Origin of the sequence: Kitasatospora sp. NBC_01560 (assembly GCF_045208415.1) — a bacterium.
In the GTDB taxonomy this organism is placed as follows: Bacteria; Actinomycetota; Actinomycetes; order Streptomycetales; family Streptomycetaceae; genus Kitasatospora.
Window position 1 is genome coordinate 3,650,198 of the sequence record NZ_CP109364.1, and the last position, 15,342, is coordinate 3,665,539.

General features: G+C 74.6%; 14 protein-coding genes. 3 read left to right on the forward strand and 11 right to left on the reverse strand.

From position 1 onward, the window contains the following. Positions 1-47: 47 nt before the first annotated feature. Positions 48-1,730 carry an RDD family protein gene (locus tag OH807_RS15690; protein ID WP_406198936.1) on the reverse strand — a complete coding sequence of 561 codons (1,683 nt, stop codon included), beginning with the start codon at positions 1,728-1,730 and terminating at the stop codon, positions 48-50. A 395-nt stretch (positions 1,731-2,125) separates the two neighbouring features. Between OH807_RS15690 and OH807_RS15695 the strand changes: the two genes are divergently transcribed. Beyond that, the gene (locus OH807_RS15695) at positions 2,126-2,542 is read left to right on the forward strand and encodes an SsgA family sporulation/cell division regulator (RefSeq protein WP_376161675.1); all 417 of its coding nucleotides are present in this window, start codon (positions 2,126-2,128) and stop codon (positions 2,540-2,542) included. Positions 2,543-2,697: 155 nt separating this feature from the next. Here OH807_RS15695 and OH807_RS15700 read toward each other — a convergent pair whose 3' ends face one another. From OH807_RS15700 to OH807_RS15715, 4 genes are all read right to left on the reverse strand, one after another. Beyond that, positions 2,698-4,101, reverse strand: a complete 1,404-nt coding sequence (locus tag OH807_RS15700) for a glycosyltransferase 87 family protein (protein ID WP_406198939.1) — start codon at positions 4,099-4,101, stop codon at positions 2,698-2,700. A 164-nt stretch (positions 4,102-4,265) separates the two neighbouring features. Continuing rightward, the gene (locus OH807_RS15705) at positions 4,266-5,867 is read right to left on the reverse strand and encodes a cellulose binding domain-containing protein (RefSeq protein ID WP_406198942.1); all 1,602 of its coding nucleotides are present in this window, start codon (positions 5,865-5,867) and stop codon (positions 4,266-4,268) included. A gap of 276 nt (positions 5,868-6,143) precedes the next feature. Further along, complete coding sequence (locus OH807_RS15710; RefSeq protein ID WP_406211001.1) at positions 6,144-7,583, reverse strand: sensor histidine kinase; 1,440 nt, start codon at positions 7,581-7,583, stop codon at positions 6,144-6,146. A 17-nt stretch (positions 7,584-7,600) separates the two neighbouring features. Then, entirely contained in the window at positions 7,601-8,326 is a 726-nt protein-coding gene (locus tag OH807_RS15715; protein WP_406198945.1) for a response regulator transcription factor, read from the reverse strand. 212 nt (positions 8,327-8,538) lie between these two features. Here OH807_RS15715 and OH807_RS15720 point away from each other — a divergent pair, with 212 nt between their 5' ends. Then, on the forward strand, positions 8,539-9,090 hold the full coding sequence (locus OH807_RS15720) for a hypothetical protein (RefSeq protein ID WP_406198947.1): 552 nt from the start codon (positions 8,539-8,541) through the stop codon (positions 9,088-9,090). A 9-nt stretch (positions 9,091-9,099) separates the two neighbouring features. Here the strand turns inward: OH807_RS15720 and OH807_RS15725 are convergent, their stop codons facing one another. Continuing rightward, positions 9,100-9,630: a VOC family protein gene (locus OH807_RS15725; protein WP_406198950.1), complete on the reverse strand. Its 531-nt coding sequence runs from the start codon at positions 9,628-9,630 to the stop codon at positions 9,100-9,102. Between the two features lie 204 nt (positions 9,631-9,834). Between OH807_RS15725 and OH807_RS15730 the strand changes: the two genes are divergently transcribed. After that, positions 9,835-10,380 carry an Lrp/AsnC family transcriptional regulator gene (locus OH807_RS15730; RefSeq protein ID WP_406198953.1) on the forward strand — a complete coding sequence of 182 codons (546 nt, stop codon included), beginning with the start codon at positions 9,835-9,837 and terminating at the stop codon, positions 10,378-10,380. Positions 10,381-10,432: 52 nt separating this feature from the next. On the opposite strand, the gene OH807_RS15735 is transcribed toward OH807_RS15730, so the two are convergent. The 5 genes from OH807_RS15735 to OH807_RS15755 all read right to left on the reverse strand — a co-directional run bounded on the left by OH807_RS15735 (position 10,433) and on the right by OH807_RS15755 (position 15,169). After that, on the reverse strand, positions 10,433-11,239 hold the full coding sequence (locus OH807_RS15735) for a S16 family serine protease (protein ID WP_406198955.1): 807 nt from the start codon (positions 11,237-11,239) through the stop codon (positions 10,433-10,435). A gap of 36 nt (positions 11,240-11,275) precedes the next feature. After that, positions 11,276-11,926, reverse strand: coding sequence for an IclR family transcriptional regulator (locus tag OH807_RS15740; protein ID WP_380316659.1), 651 nt, complete (start codon positions 11,924-11,926; stop codon positions 11,276-11,278). A 423-nt stretch (positions 11,927-12,349) separates the two neighbouring features. Then, a complete protein-coding gene (locus tag OH807_RS15745) occupies positions 12,350-12,790 on the reverse strand; it encodes a DUF2752 domain-containing protein (RefSeq protein WP_406198959.1) in 441 nt (146 codons plus the stop codon). Positions 12,791-12,792: 2 nt separating this feature from the next. Further along, complete coding sequence (locus tag OH807_RS15750) at positions 12,793-13,038, reverse strand: TM2 domain-containing protein (RefSeq protein WP_406198961.1); 246 nt, start codon at positions 13,036-13,038, stop codon at positions 12,793-12,795. Positions 13,039-13,336: 298 nt separating this feature from the next. Next, on the reverse strand, positions 13,337-15,169 hold the full coding sequence (locus OH807_RS15755; RefSeq protein ID WP_406211003.1) for a DEAD/DEAH box helicase: 1,833 nt from the start codon (positions 15,167-15,169) through the stop codon (positions 13,337-13,339). Positions 15,170-15,342: the final 173 nt, after the last annotated feature.

Genomic DNA, 15,342 nt, shown 5'->3' on the forward strand with positions numbered 1-15,342 from the left:
TTCGGATATTGCGTCTGTTTTGCCCGGCAACCTCTGCCGGGCCGGGCTCAGGAGCGGACCACCCGGCTCCGTGCCGCCCGGTCGTGCCAGCCGCGCCGGGCGGGGCGGTCGAAGAGGGGCCAGACGAGTCCGATCAGCAGCATCGCGGAGACGTTCCTGACCAGCCACCGGCAGAGTGAACGGCCGAGGCTCAGCCGGGACCGGCCCGCGGCGGGCGACGCGTCCACCACCCGGATCCGGGCCAGCCGCTTGCCGAAGGTCTGGCCGGTGCGGGCGGTCGGCAGGACTTCGTAGAGCAGGCCGACGAAGGCGAGGATGCCGACGAGGACGGCGAACTTGCCCACCACCACGCCGTCGATCAGCCAGACGTCGACCTGGCGGCGGGCGAGCGAGCTGGTCATCCGGGCCTGGTCCAGCTTGTGCTGGAGGTGGGTCTGGACGGAGTTGGCGAGCGGGACGGCGGCGGCGGTGGCGGCGACGGCCAGCACGGCGGTGTCCACCAGCCGGGCGGCCAGCCGCCGGCCCAGGCCGGCCGGAACGGGTGCGGGGGCCCGGCGGCGGGCGGCCTTGCTCGGGGCAGGAGCAGCGGCAGGGGCAGGGGCAGAGGTAGGAGCAGCGGCAGGAGCCGCGGTCGACGGCCGGACGGCAGTCGCACCGACCGGAACGCCCCGCCGATCCGCCGCGGGCACCGACCCGGCGACCGGCACGGAAGGGAGCGCGGCCACCGGCACGGACACCGGCTCCGCCCCGGCCGCAGGCACCGGCACAGGCGCCGGCACCGGCACTGGCACCGGGACGGGAGCCGGGACGGCGGTCCGCTCGGCCACCAGGGCCGGATCGGGCACGGCCGACGGGGAGACCGCCGACCGGGACACCACCGGCTCGGACACGCCGGCCACGGGAACGACACTCTCGGGCACGAGGACTCCGGGCACCACCGCCCCGACGGCGACCTGCGGCACGACGCCACCCGCCTCCGCGACCGCCTCCACCGGCGCCTCCGCCCCCGGCAGCACGCCCCAGGAGACCCAGCGCGGCGCGCCGCCCGTCTCCATCAGCCCCCGCTGCGCCCGCGGGTCGGCCTGCCAGCCCGGCGGCTCCTCCCCGACCACCCCGGCACCGGCGTCGACCCCGCCGACCCCGGCGGCCGCGGCGCCCGCATCGACGCCCGAGCCACCCCCGGCCGGACGGAACACCGGCCCGCTCGCCGACTGCGGCCCCAGGACGAACGAGGCCCCGCCCGTGGTCTCGTCCAGGTAGACCGGCCCGGTGTCCCCCGGCGACACCTTCGGCGCTCTCCCGCCGAACGCCGCCCCGGCCCCGGACGCCGCCCCGGCCTGCCCCGGACCCTCCCCCGGAGCCGTCCCAAGTGCTGTCCCGAGTGCCGCCCCCGCCCCCGGCAGCGGCACCGCTACCGCCGCGGCGAGCTCGGCCGCCCCGCCGTCCGCGGCCCGTCGCGAGGCCACGTCCGCCGGGAGCTCCTCCGGCACCACCGGCGGCGGCACGAACCGCGCCCCGACCCCGGCTCTCCCTGCCATGCCGCCGCGGCGGGCCGCGAACCGGGGCGGCTCCAGCACCTCGCCCTCGGCGGGTGCGGGCCGGCTGGTCCCCGGCACCCAGGCCGTGCCGCCCCAGTAGCGGACGAAACCGGGCACCGAGGGGTCCGGGTAGTAGCCGGGCGTGGGACCGACGGCCGTGTCCGCTCCGCCGGCGAAGGGCTGGTCCGTCATGGGGGTCTTCTTTCCTGGCAGGGCCGATGCGGCTCGCCCGGCGAGCGGTTCGCGCGACAGCGGCTCGGGCGACCGGGGCGGCTTCGCCGTCGGCGCGCGCGAGGGTTCCGCCGGATGGGCGGAAAGTCGCCAGGCAGTCACAAAGGGTAGTGCCTCGCACGCCCCGAGGTTGGAACTTGGCCATTCACCGGACAGCCTCGGCCCGCCCGGGGTAGGGGCGAGGGCGTGCAGCGGTGTTCACGCGCCCGCTCCCCCGCGTTCACCACTCCTCACCGGAGGACACGGCCGGCCGCAAAGAAATCCCGGAAAGGTGTGTAAGAGCCGTACCGGCACGTGCTCTCCATGGTCACAGGGCCCGGCACCGGGCACCGACCGCAGACAGGAAGGAACCGATCATGGAGCGCCCGACGAGCGTGGTCGAGCACGAGCTGGAGCTCAACCTGGTGCTCTCCCCCGAGCACAGCGTTCCCGTCCCCGCCCGGCTGTCGTACGGCAGCCACGACCCGTACGCGGTGCACATCACCTTCCATCTGGACACCGGCTCGCCGGTCACCTGGGTGTTCGCGCGCGAGCTGCTGGTGGAGGGCACCTTCCGGCCGTGCGGGCAGGGCGACGTGCGGATCTGGCCGACCAGGTCGGGCCGGCGCAGCGTGCTGTGCATGGCGCTGAGCTCGCCGGCCGGGGACGCGCTGCTGGAGGCGCCGCTGCCGGCGGTGGCCGCGTGGCTGGAGCGGGCGCACCGGCTGGTGCCGCCGGGCAGCGAGATGGCCGCGCTGGACATGGACGGCTCGCTCGCCGAACTGCTCGCGTGACGGATCGCGGACGACGGCCCCGCCGGGCACGACGGCACGCCGCCGGACGACGCCCCGCCCCCGGACCACGGCACGCCGCCGGACCGCGGCAGCGGACCGGACCACAGCACCGGCCCGGACGGCAGCAGCGCCCCGGAACGGGCGCCCCCGGCGACTCAGCGGGCCGCGGGGGCCTGCTGACGGTCGCGTGCGGGCCCCGGGCGGCCGCCGCCCTCCCGCTGTCCGGGCAGCCGGACGAGCGGAGCGCCGGCGGCCCTGCGCCGCGCCCTTATCCGTAGCGCGGCGGTCAGCAGGAAGCAGATCCCGACCAGGGGGTAGACGGAGGTCGGGATCTGGCGCAGCGGAGCGAGGTGCAGGATCTCCGCGCCGTGCGGCTTGGCGGCCCACATCGCGAAGGAGAGGAAGGCCAGCAGCGTGGCCCCGAAGGCGGCGCGCCAGCGCAGCTTGCGGACGGCGGCCGGCCGGGCCCGTTCGACGGAGGCCTCGCAGGCGAGCAGGGTGAGCACGGGGACGCACCAGACCCAGTGGTGCGTCCAGCTGATCGGCGAGATGAGCACCGCGGTGACGGCGGCGCAGCAGACGCCCCACGCCTCGGCGCGCGGCAGCCAGCGGGAGCTGGCGGCGGCCCAGGCGGCGACGGCGAGGCCGGCCACCGCGATCAGGCCGGCCCCCAGGGTGGCGACGGTGCCGGGGTCGGCGGTGTGCAGCAGCCGGGCGAAGGCGCCGCGGACGGACTGGTTGTCGACGATCTCGGTCTTGCCGACCCGCGAGGAGTCGTAGAGGTACTTGGTCCAGAAGCCCCAGGTGGCGTCCGGCAGCACCAGCGCACCGATCAGGAAGGTGCCGAGGAAGGTGAGGCCGGCCACGAAGGCGGCCCGGATCCGGCCGGTGAGCAGCAGGTAGACGGCGAACAGGCCGGGGGTGAGCTTGATGCCGGCGGCGATGCCGATCGCGACGCCCTTGCTGCGGCGGCCGTCGGGGCGGGTGAGGTCCCAGAGGATGAGGCAGGCCAGGGCGAGGTTGATCTGGCCGTAGCGCAGCGTGGTGAAGACGGGTTCGAGCCAGACCCCGCAGCCGGTGACGAGGATCACGCCGAGCGGGCGCAGGTCGCGGCGCGGCCAGCCGACGAGCTTGAACGACAGGTGGGTGAAGACCGCGAGCAGGCCGAGGTTGCCGAGCGTGATCGCGATCCGGAGGACCGGGACCGGGAACCAGGTCGTCGGGACGAACAGCATCGCGGCGAACGGCGGGTAGGTCGCGGGCAGGTTCCACGCGGTGACCCGCAGCCCGTAGAGGTCGTTGCCGTTGGCGACGGCGGCGCCCTCCGCCCGGTAGACGATCATGTCGACCATCGAGGTGTGGACGAAGTGCCGGACGACCGCGTAGATCACGAGGGACAGCAGCGCCACGGCCGAGACGGCCAGCAACGGGCGGCGCGGGGCCTCGCGCAGCGCGCGCACGGGTGCGCCGAGGGCGTGCCCGAGGCGGTCCGACAGGGGCCCGGGCGCCGGATCGGGTGCGGTCAGCACCGGGCTGCGCTCGTCTTGCACCGCTGTCACTGTTCGCTCCGTCCACCGCTCGACCAACCAGCGACGATACCCGATGCCCGCCGGACCGGCCCGGCGCGAGCGATTACGGACAGTGAGCAAATGCCCCGGCCGGCCGTACTCCGTTGCGGGCGGAGCACGGACGGCCGGGGTCGCGGGGAGGGTCGGTGCGGGGCTCAGCCGGCGTAGGCGCCGAGGGCCCGGGTGAAGTCCAGCGGCTGCTGGACGATGCTGCTGCAGGAGGCGTCGGCGTAGGCCTTGGCACCGCCCTCGCAGGCCTTGTCGCGGGTGCCGGACCACATCGCCAGCCAGGCCAGGTGCTTGGCCGCGGCGAAGTCGGCGAGCTGCTTGGCGTCGGCGACGGTGAAGATCTCGCTGGCCACGTCGTTGACGCCGATCATCGGGGTGACGGCGACCTTGCGCCAGGCGGCGGCGTCGTCCACGCCGAGCACGCTCTTCACCTGGGCCTGGGTGGCGGTGGCGGCGGCGATGGCGTACTTGCCCATCTGGCCCTGCGGGTTCGGGGCGACGCCGTCGCCGAAGTCCATCGCCATGATGTTGACCGCGCCGATCGCGACACCGTTCTTCTTGGCGTCGGCGACGAGGTCGACGCCCTCCTGGGTCAGGCCGGAGGGCAGCGCGGGCAGGGTGAAGGAGACGTCCAGGGCCTTGCCCTTGGCCGCGGCGTTCTTCTGCAGCTGGGCGACGGCCTGGGCGCGGCGGGTGTTGGCCGCGGCGTTGCTGATCGCGCCGCCCTCGACGTCGAAGTCGACCTTGGTCAGGCCGAAGGCGTCGACGGTCTTCTGGTAGACGGCGGTCAGGTCGGCCGTCGTGCCGCAGGCGAGGGCGAGCTCGCTGCCGTTGGCCCCGCCGAAGGAGACCCGGACGTCGCCGCCGATCGCCCGCAGTGCGCCGATCTGGGCGGCCACGGCGTCGGTGGAGAGGTCGCTGACGCCGCCCCACTTGGGAGTGCAGCCGCCGCCGGAGACCACGAAGGCGAGGTTGAAGTTCTTGACCCCGGTGGCCTTGGCGGTGGCGACCAGGTCGTACGGCGGGTAGAGCGAGGTGTCCACGTACGGGGCGAAGCCGGCGCCGGTGACGGGGGTGCCGGTCGCGGTGGCGGTGGGGGTGGGGGTCGGGGTGGTGGGCCGGGTCGTCGCGGTCGGGCTCGGCGGTGCCGTGGTGGGCTTCGCGGTGGCGGTTGCGGTGGCCGTGGCGGTCGCGGTCGGCGAGGCGGTGGGCGCGGTGGTGGGCGTCGTGCCGGCGGTCGGCGCGGTGGTGGGCGTGCCGGTCGGACGGCCCGAGGGGGTCGGCACGGTGCCGTCGCCGGCCTTGCAGGAGGCGTTGTTGATCAGGCAGTTGGCCGGCTCGGCCTGGGCGGCGCCGGAGCCCTGGGCGACGAAGCCGATCACCACGCTCTTGCCGGGCTCCAGCCGCTTGTTCCAGGACTCGGGCTTGACGGTGACGTGCCCGCCGGCGGCGCTGAAGGTGGCGTTCCAGAGCGAGTCGATCTTCGCCCCGGCCGGCAGGTCGAAGGTCAGCGTCCAGTCCTCGATCGCGCTGCTGTCCGGGTTGCTGACGAGGTACTGGCCGGTGTAGCCGGCGTCCCAGCTGCTGGTCCGGCTGTAGACGGCGCCGAGCGAGGCGGCGCTGGCCGAGGAGGCGAGGACGACGACACCGCCGGCGACCAGTGCGGCGGCCACGGCCGAGGCCCCGAGGACGATGCCCTTGCGGCTGCGCCGGCGGTGCCCTGAACGGCGGTTGGGCTGGGTCGTCATGTGGGCGTACCTCCGCTTGGCGGGTACCTCCCCGGGCCCGGAGGGCGGGGAGGCGGCTGAGCCGGACGGGGCCGCCGCGGCCGGGCACCGGTCCGTGGACCGGGTGCGGGCGGCGTGACCCGGCTCGGTCGGGTGACCGGCGCGGTTGACGCTAGCGGGGCCGGACGGCCGAAACCGCTGCCCTCAGCGAGGGGTACAGCTCTCTTAGGGCCCGCTTAAGAAAGAGGTCGGAGCGGGGCGCCCCGGGCCCGCCCGGGACGGCCGCCGCCGTGCCGTTCACCGCTGGAACAGCGCGTTCCGGCTGCGCCGGCGGCCGGCCCGGGCGGGGGCGCCGTCGGCCCGCGGGTGCAGCCGCAGCCGGATCTCGGCGCCGCCGAGCACGGCCGAGCGGCCGAGCGCGAGGTCGCCGCCGGTGGCCTCGGCCAGCTTGCGGACGATGTCCAGGCCGAGGCCGGTGGAGCCGTCGCCGCCGTGGCCCTGGCCGCGCTGGAGGGCGGAGTCGGGGTCGCTGAAGCCCGGACCGGCGTCGCCCACCAGGACGATGACCGAGCTGTCGGTGGCCAGGACGTCGACCGAGAACGCGGTGCCGACGACGGTGTGCCGGAAGACGTTGCCGAGCAGGGCGTCCACGGCGGCGGCGAGGTCGCCGCGCTGGACCGGTACGGGGACGGGCCGGTCGGCGCCGGCCAGCTGCCAGCGCCGGCCCTCGTCCTCGGCGAGCGCGGACCAGAAGCCGACGCGCTCGCGGATCACTTCGCCGGCGTCGCAGCCGACGGTGACGGCGGGCGCGTCCTCGGGGGCGCGCCGGGCCGAGCGGATGATCTGGTCGACCTCGCGTTCGAGCTGGGAGACGGCGTGCCGGGTGGCGTCGGCGGCATCGCCCTCGCCGAGCGAGGCCGCGTTGAGGCGCAGCACGGTGAGCGGGGTGCGCAGCCGGTGCGACAGGTCGGCGGCCAATTCGCGCTCGGCGGCGAGCAGTTGGAGGACGCGGTCGGCCATCGCGTTGAACGCGTGGCCGGCTTCGCGCAGCTCCTCGGGGCTGCCGGCGCCCTCCCGCCCGTCGACCGGCACCCGGACGGCGAGGTTGCCGGCGCCGAGCGCGCGGGCGGCCGCGGCCAGCCGGCGGGCGGAGGCGACGATCCGGGCGCCCATCCGGTCGGCGACCAGGACCGAGATCGCCACCAGCGCCAGGGCGACCGCCGAGAGCACCAGCCAGGCGGTGGAGACGCCCCTGGTGAGGTCGCCGTCGGCCACGAAGACCTCGACCACGGCGGTCCGGCCGGTGTCGACGGCGACCGGCTGGAGCAGGGCGAAGCCGCCCGGCACCTGGACGGTGAACGAGCGGCCCTGGCCGCCGGCGGTGGAGACGTCGTCGGCCAGCGCGCGGGCCTCGCCGATGGTGGCGCCGCCGTCCGGCCCGACCATCGCCGTCCCGCCGGTCACGCTGCTGGTCGCGCCGCCCGCCGGGGCCGGCAGCGGCAGGTGGACGGCCATCCGCCGCTGTGCGCCGGCGTCGGTGCTGGCCAGGGCGCGGACGATGGCGTCCTGGTCGGTGGTGATGGCGAGGGCCGGTCCGAGCGCCGCCGCCTGCCGCTCGGCCGCCGTGAACGCACGGTCCCGCGCGGTCTGCTGGACCATCAGCCCGAGCGGGATGAGGAAGGCCAGCGCGACCATGGTCGTCCCGGCCACGGCGGCTTTGATCAGGGCCCAGCGCAGCGAGTGCCCGAACCTCCTCATGTCCGCCGCTCCGCCGGAGCGGGCCCGGGCCCGGCCGGGTGCGCGGCCGCCTCCAGCCGGACGCCGACACCGCGGACGGTGTGCAGGTAGCGCGGGCTGGAGGCGGTCTCGCCGAGCTTGCGGCGCAGCCAGGACAGGTGGACGTCGATGGTCTGGTCGCCGCCGTAGGTCTGGCGCCACACCTCGGCCAGGATCTCCTTGCGCGGTACGACGACGCCGGGGCGGGCGGCGAGGAAGGCGAGCAGGTCGAACTCGCGGCGGGTCAGGTCGAGTCGGCGGCCGTCCAGGGCGGCCTCGCGGCGCTGGAGGTCGATGGCCAGTCCGCCGACTCTGAGCACCTGGGCGACGGGCGGGCTCCCGCCGCCGAGCCGGCGCAGTACGGCGGCCATCCGGGCGCTGAGGTGTTCCCCGGAGAAAGGTTTCACCAGGTAGTCGTCGGCGCCGTCGTTGAGCAGCCGGACGATCTCGGCCTCGTCGTCCCGGGCGGTGGAGATGATCACCGGCACGTTGGTCAGGCCGCGGATCATCTTCAGCGCCTCGCTGCCGTCCAGGTCCGGCAGGCCGAGGTCGAGGATCACCAGGTCACAGCCGACCTGGGCGACCTCGCGCAGCGCCTCAAGTGCCGTACCCACACTGCGGACCGCGTGGCCGGTGTCGGCCAGGTGCCGGATGAGGGCGGAGCGTACGAAGGGGTCGTCCTCGACCACGAGCACTGTTGCCATGGCCCTGCACGGTACGCCATGGGCCTCCGGTGGTCTGTACCTCGGGTGGCCCCCGCAGCGGCCCCGGGCGCGCGGCGGGCCGGGCGCCCGGGGTGGTCCCCGTCCCCGGCGGGGACCGTTCCGGTGCGACCCTGGCGGTTTCTGCAAGTTCCCTGCGGAACCGCAGGGGTGCCCACCTGCCGTGGCCCGGAGTACGGCAGGATGTGCGCACGATGCGGAACGGACTGGTACAGCTCGGCGCCTGGGCGGCGGCCACCGGGGCGGCGGTGGCGCTGTCCTGGTTCGGCGTGCACGCGGTGCTGACCGGCGCCGCGTTCGAGCAGCCCACGGCGCTGCCGCTGCCGTCCCCGGCGACGACCGGGGCGCGGCCGCAGCCGACCACCGCGACGCCCACGCCACCTCCGCCGGCCTCGTCCGCACCGCCGGCGGGGCCGTCGGCGGTGACCTCCGCACCCTCCGCGGTGACCGCCCCGCGCGCTCCGGCGCCGACCACCGCCCAGCCCTCCTCCCGCCGCCCCTCGCCGACCGCCGCGGCGACCACGTCCTCCGTGCGCAGCTACCCGGTGCCGGGCGGCAAGGTCGCGCTGGACCTGCGCGCCGACAGTGCCTCGCTGGTCTCGGCCACGCCGGACCCGGGCTGGCAGATGCAGGTCTGGAACGGGCCCCAGTGGCTGCGGGTGGACTTCACCAAGGACAACCAGGCCAACTCGGTCTTCGTCGCCTGGAACGGTCACCCGCCGACCGTCGAGACCGCCGTCCGCTGACCGGTCCGGTCACCACCGCTCGAAGGGCACGTACCCGGGCAGGTAGGGGCCGCCGTAGCGCGACCGGTCGACCAGGGTGTGCCGGGTGCCGCCGGGCACCCCGATCGCGGCGAGCACCACCGTCCCGTACCGGTCCTGCACCTCGTAGGGCTCGGCGAGCGGGCCGGCGCCGCGGTCCACCGCGTAGTCGTAGGCGTAGTAGACGTCCGGCACGGCCACCGCGAGATCGACCACGCCGTCGCCGTGCCGGGCCAGGTGGCCGGCCAGCTCGCGGCCGCGCGGCCCGATCACCTGGACCAGCGAGGTGAGCACGAACCTGGTCCCGGGTGCGCGCAGGACGTACGAGACGGTCTCCGGTTCGCCGGTCTCGGGGCCGGCGTAGGCGGTACAGCGGAGCCCCAGTGCGCTGGCGTAGCGGCGGGCCGCCCGTTCGGCGTCACCGACCGCGAAGACCACCGCATCGGCGTGGCCCATCGGGACGAGGTCGGGTTCCTGCCGGCCGGCGGTGAGCAGCACTGGTTCGGCGGCGGTGTCGGTCATGACGGCCCTCCCGGTGGGCGTGCGGGACCACGGCTGTCCCCGCGGGCCGGTGCGGGGGCCCGGCGGCACGGGGTTGTGGCTGGAGGGTGGCGCCGGGCCGACCGCCGCGCAACTGTTCCGTTTCATCCTGGTCAAGGTGTGCGCCGGGGCGGGAGAATCGGGCCCGCCGCTGTACAGAATGCCCACCGGATGACGGAGCCCGCGATGCCCCCCGCCCACTCCCCGAGCGACCCCGACTCCCCTGGCGGGCAAGGCCCTTCGGGCCCGGCAGGGGTCGGCAACGACGCGATCGACGTACTCGACGGCCGGCTGATCCGGCTGCTCGCCGAGGAGCCGCGGATCGGCGTGCTGGAGTGCTCGCGGCGGCTCCAGGTGGCCCGCGGCACGGTGCAGGCGCGGCTGGACCGGTTGCAGGCGCGGGGTGTCATCGGCGGCTTCGGGCCCGAGGTGGATCCGGCCGCCCTGGGCTACCCGGTGACGGCCTTCGCCACACTGGAGATCTCCCAGGGGCAGGGCAGTGACGTGCGGGCGCACCTGGCGGCGGTGCCGGAGGTGCTGGAGCTGCACACGATCACCGGGCGCGGGGACATGATGGTGCGGATCGTGGCGCGGTCCAACGCGGACCTGCAACGGGTGATCGACCGGGTGGTCGGCTTCGACGGGATCGTCCGGTCCTCGACGGCGATCGCGCTGGAGAACCCGGTGCCGTACCGGATCCTGCCGCTGGTGGACCAGGCCGCCGCCGAGTGACGGGCGCCGGACCGGCCGGCCGGACGCATCCCCGCCGGCCCGGCCGGGCGGCTCAGCAGCCGGGGACGTTCCCCCCGGCGCGCAGCGCGTCCAGCGCGGCGACCGACTCGGCCAGCGTCCCCACCGGCACGAGCCGCAGCCCCGCGGGCGTGTTCACCCTGGCGTCCGCGCACTCGTCCTTGGGCAGCAGGAACACCGTCGCGCCGTCCCGGGCGGCCGCCTGGGTCTTCAGCGGCACCCCGCCGACCGGGCCGATCACGCCCTGGTCGTCGATGGTGCCGGTGCCCGCGACGTTCAGCCCGCCGGTGAGGTCGCCGCCCTTGCCGTCCCCGGCGAGCTTGTCGACGATGCCCAGCGCCAGCATCTGGCCGGCGCTCGGGCCGCCCACGTCGCCGAGGTCGACCTTCACCTTCACCTGGGCGGGCGAGAGGTGCAGGTAGGACAGCGCCGCGGCGGTGGCGCTGTTCTGCGACTCGGTCATCTGCTGGGCCGTCTCCTGCTCGGCCTTGACCGGGTCACCCGCCGGATAGACCGTGTCGCTCGGCCGGATCGCCTCGTCCCGGTCGAACCAGGCCTGCAACGACCGCCAGAAGGTGGTCCGCTCGCCCGGGTTGGTCGCCGAGATGGTGACCATCCGGAGCTGGCCCTCGGTGGTCCGCACCGGTGCTCCGGTGATGGTCAGCACCGGCTTGTCCTGGTAGCTGCCGAGGGTGTCCGCGGTCACACCCGGCCAGGTCAGCGTGTACGGCAGCGGGACGAAGGCGGCCACGCCGAACAGCGCGGCGACCAGCACCCCGCACAGCGCCAGCGCGCGGGTCCGGGGGGCGGTCAGGGCCTTGGGCAGCTTGGTGTCGGACACAGGGGCATCCAAACACACCCGGCCCCCGTCGCCGTACTAGCGCAGGGCGTCGGCGACCTCCGTCGCGGCCTCCACCACCCGCGGGCCGACCCGTTCGGGGACGAGCCCGTTCAGCATCACCACGCCGACGCTGCCCTCGATCCCGCTCAGCCCGACCAGTGCGGCGGCCGCGCCGCACGCCCCGGACTGCTCCTCCGCACGGGTGATGACGAAGCCCTGCTCCGGACGGCGCTGACTGGGGAAGCCCCGCGCCTCCAGGATCGCCCGCCCGGCGGCACTCTCCCCCAGCGGGTGGCGCAGCCCCGTCCGGTAGGCGACGTGGAAGTCGGTCCAGCTGGGCTCGACCACGGCGACGGCCAGCGCCTCGTTGCCGTCCACCAGCGTGAGGTGGGCGGTGGCGCCGAGGTCCTCGGCCAGGCTGCGCAGGGCGGGCAGGGCGGCCTCGCGCAGCAGCGGGTGCACCCGGTGGGCCAGCCGCAGCACGCCGAGGCCGACCCGGGCCCGGCCGCCGATGTCCCGGCGGACCAACCCGTGCTGCTCCAGGGTGGCCAGCAGCCGGTAGACGACGGTCCGGTTGACGGCCAGCCGGGCCGCCAGTTCGGTGACGGTGAGCCCGCGCTCGGAGTCGGCGAGGAGTTTGAGGACCCGGACGCCACGGTCCAAGGTCTGGGAGGTCTCTGCAGTCACGACGCGCAATTCCTTTCCGCGGCGGGTCGCCGGTTCGGCGGCGCCGGTCCGGGACTCAGGTGTCGCGCGCAGGTGGGTGGCCGCGCTCGGGCCGCGGTGTGTCGTCCTTGACGTCCTGGCGGTCCTGCGGCGCCCGGCCCGCGGGGGTTTCCCGGCGGGAGAGCGTGTGGGAAAGGTAGTGAAGGAATTGTCGCGGCGGAAGTGGTTGTCCAAAATTCGGGCATGATCATTTTTGTGGCGCCCGCCAAATACGGGCAAATAGCCACATTTCATCGAGCCCGACAGGATGCGGGTTCGAACACAGTCCGAAGTCCGGACAACCGACCGGAGGGCGTCACGGCCGGGCCGTCGTCGGGCCGCGGGCCGGGCGGACCTCCGGACGGCAGTCCCGGGCGCCGCCACCGGGCCGCGCCGGAGGACTCGTCAGAGCAGGTTGCGCAGCACCGTCCAGCTCACCGCGACACCGAGCAGCACCGCCGTGCCGCGCCGTCCGAGCGGGGGCTGCCAGCTCCGCCCGGCCAGGCCGTGCCGCAGCCAGGTGAGGTAGAGCAGCGCGACCAGCGGCAGCGAGAGCAGCAGTGCCGCATTGTCGTGCCAGGCCGCCGCGAAGTCCCCGTGCATCAGGTCGTAGGTCATCCGGGTGCCGCCGCAGCCGGGGCAGTCCAGCCCGGTGATCCTGCGGAAGGGGCAGAACGGCAGCACCTGCCCGGGCAGGTGGGGATTGCGCGACCAGAGGTAGGCGGCGCCGGCCGGGCCCGCGGCGAGCAGCGCCAGCGGGGGCCCGGCCGTGCGCAGGCGGGCGGGAACGGCGAAACCGCCCCGGCCGTCGTGGCCGGGGCGGCGCACCGCGAAGTACCCGCGCAAGATCAGCTGCGCAGCAGACGGCCCTGGGCGTCCGTGCGGTCGTTGCTGGTGAGGAAGAGAATGCCGTCGATCAGCGACCAGACACCCAGGCCACCGCAGGTCAGCAGCTGGGCGATGCCGATGCCGATGTGGCCGGTGTAGAAGCGGCCGACACCCAGGCTGCCGAGCAGGATCGTCAGGATGCCCGCGACGACCTTGGACTTGTCGGACAGCTCGGGCTGCTGCTGGGCGTAGGGGGGGTACGACACGTTCGGTGTGCTCCTTGTGACGGCAGGCCCTGGCTCGACGGTTGTCGCGACCTCGGGTCGGTGGGGCTGGCCGATCGGACACCGGGAGCCGTGGCGGCCGTCCCGAGCGGGTCGACGCACAGCTCTGACGGCCCGAAAGCAGCGCAGCACGCGGAACACTAGCCGATCATCACACCGGCTGTCTCCACAATTCCTCCGCGTATACCGGAATGTCACACAGCCTTACCGATAGGACCGGCAGCGTCCGGTATCACCTCGGTATCGCCCGGGTTTATCGCCAAAGGACACTGACGTACCGTTACTTCGCCCATTCCCGAATTTTGGCGATCCGCGCCTTCAGCTGATTCACCGTGGCCTGGGCGGTGATCGGACCGCCGCTCTGGCGGCGCAGTTCGTTGTGAATGGTGCCGTGCGGCTGGCTCGTCCGATGGTGCCAGGCGGCCACCAGCGCGTTCAGCTCCTTGCGCAGCTCACGCAGTTCCTGGTGGGTGACGACCGGCCGCTGCTCGGCCGGCAGCTCCAGCAGGTCGGCCTCCTCGGCGGGCTTGCCCTTGCTGCGCTGGATCTGCCGGTGCTGGCGCTTCTGCAGCAGCATCTGCACCTGGTCCGGCTCCAGCAGGCCCGGGATGCCGAGGTAGTCCTCCTCCTCCTCGCTGCCCGGGTGCGCCTGCATGCCGAACTCCATGGCGTTGTACAGCACCCGGTCGAAGACCGCGTCGGAGCCGATCGCCTCGTAGGAGAACTCGTCGCCGCCGGCGCCGTCCGGCCCGTCGTTGGCCCGCTCCGCCTCGGCGAGCAGCCGGTCCTCCTCGTCGAAGAGGCCCTCGCCCTCCTTCTTCGGCCGGTCCAGCACGTGGTCGCGCTGGAGCTCCATCTCGTTGGCGAAGCCCAGCAGCGTCGGGATGGTCGGCAGGAAGACGGAGGCCGTCTCGCCGCGCTTGCGGGCACGCACGAAGCGGCCGACGGCCTGCGCGAAGAACAGCGGGGTGGAGATCGAGGTGGCGTACACGCCGACGGCCAGCCGCGGCACGTCGACGCCCTCGGACACCATGCGGACGGCGACCATCCAGCGCGAGTCGCCCGCCGAGAAGTCGGAGATCCGCTTGGACGACTCCGCCTCGTCGGAGAGCACCACGGTGGCCTTCTCACCGCTGATCTCGCGCAGCATCTTGGCGTAGGCGCGGGCGGTGTTCTGGTCGGTGGCGATCACCAGGCCGCCGGCGTCCGGGATCGCCTTGCGGACCTCGCTCAGCCGGCGGTCGGCGGCCTGCAGGACGCTCGGGATCCACTCACCCTGCGGGGCCAGCGCCGTCCGCCAGGCCTGGGCGATCAGGTCCTTGGTCATCGGCTCGCCGAGCCGGGCCTCCAGCTCGTCGCCGGACTTGGTCCGCCAGCGCATGTTGCCGCTGTAGGAGAGGAAGATCACCGGGCGGACGACGTGGTCGGCCAGCGCGTGCCCGTAGCCGTAGGTGTAGTCGGCGACGGACTTGCGGATGCCGTCGCCGCCCGCCGCGTACTGGACGAACGGGATCGGGTTGGTGTCCGAACGGAACGGCGTACCGGTCAGCGCGAGCCGGCGGGAGGCCGGCTCGAAGGCCTCGAAGCAGGCCTCGCCCCAGGACTTCGAGTCACCGGCGTGGTGGATCTCGTCCATGACGACCAGCGTCTTGCGGGCCTCGGTGCGGTTGCGGTGCAGCATCGGGTTCACGCCGACCCCGGCGTAGGTGACCACGATGCCGTGGTACTCCCGGGAGAGCGGGCCCGAGGAGTACGCCGGGTCCAGCTTGATGCCTATCCGGGCGGCGGCCTCGGCCCACTGCTTCTTCAGGTGCTCGGTCGGCGCGACGACGGTGATCTGCTGCACCAGGTGGTTGTGCAGCAGGTAGGAGGCGAGCGTCAGCGCGAAGGTGGTCTTGCCTGCGCCCGGGGTCGCGACCGCGAGGAAGTCCCGCGGCTGACTCTCGATGTACTTGTCCAGCGCACCCTGCTGCCAGGCTCGCAGCTTGCCCGCGGTACCCCAGGGGGCCCGGCCGGGGAAGGCGGGTGACAGGTGGTGCGAGGCGGCCGGCGACGCATGGCCGCCGGCCCGGACGGGCGCGTGCGGCTCCAGTGCGTCGGAGAAGAGCGGCATCGAGGAGGCGGCGGCAGTACTCACGGTCTCCGAGGGGGGATCGTCGCAGGTCAGAGGCGGTTTTGCGGCCTTGACCGGCGGGCGGGAGGCAGGCGGACAACCCGTCCAGCGTACCGGTCCGGCGCCGCCGGGGCGGCCAGGCCGGGCCCCCGTGCGGCCCGCGCGGCCGGAAA

Excerpts from the sequence above, each read along its gene's own strand:
- OH807_RS15730 (WP_406198953.1), top strand. The coding sequence starts at position 9,835 with ATGCCCCCCGCCCACTCCCCGAGCGACCCCGACTCCCCTGGCGGGCAA.
- OH807_RS15715 (WP_406198945.1), bottom strand. The coding sequence starts at position 8,326 with ATGGCAACAGTGCTCGTGGTCGAGGACGACCCCTTCGTACGCTCCGCC.
- OH807_RS15755 (WP_406211003.1), bottom strand. The coding sequence starts at position 15,169 with ATGCCGCTCTTCTCCGACGCACTGGAGCCGCACGCGCCCGTCCGGGCC.
- OH807_RS15690 (WP_406198936.1), bottom strand. The coding sequence starts at position 1,730 with ATGACGGACCAGCCCTTCGCCGGCGGAGCGGACACGGCCGTCGGTCCC.
- OH807_RS15720 (WP_406198947.1), top strand. The coding sequence starts at position 8,539 with ATGCGGAACGGACTGGTACAGCTCGGCGCCTGGGCGGCGGCCACCGGG.
- OH807_RS15725 (WP_406198950.1), bottom strand. The coding sequence starts at position 9,630 with ATGACCGACACCGCCGCCGAACCAGTGCTGCTCACCGCCGGCCGGCAG.
- OH807_RS15695 (WP_376161675.1), top strand. The coding sequence starts at position 2,126 with ATGGAGCGCCCGACGAGCGTGGTCGAGCACGAGCTGGAGCTCAACCTG.
- OH807_RS15705 (WP_406198942.1), bottom strand. The coding sequence starts at position 5,867 with ATGACGACCCAGCCCAACCGCCGTTCAGGGCACCGCCGGCGCAGCCGC.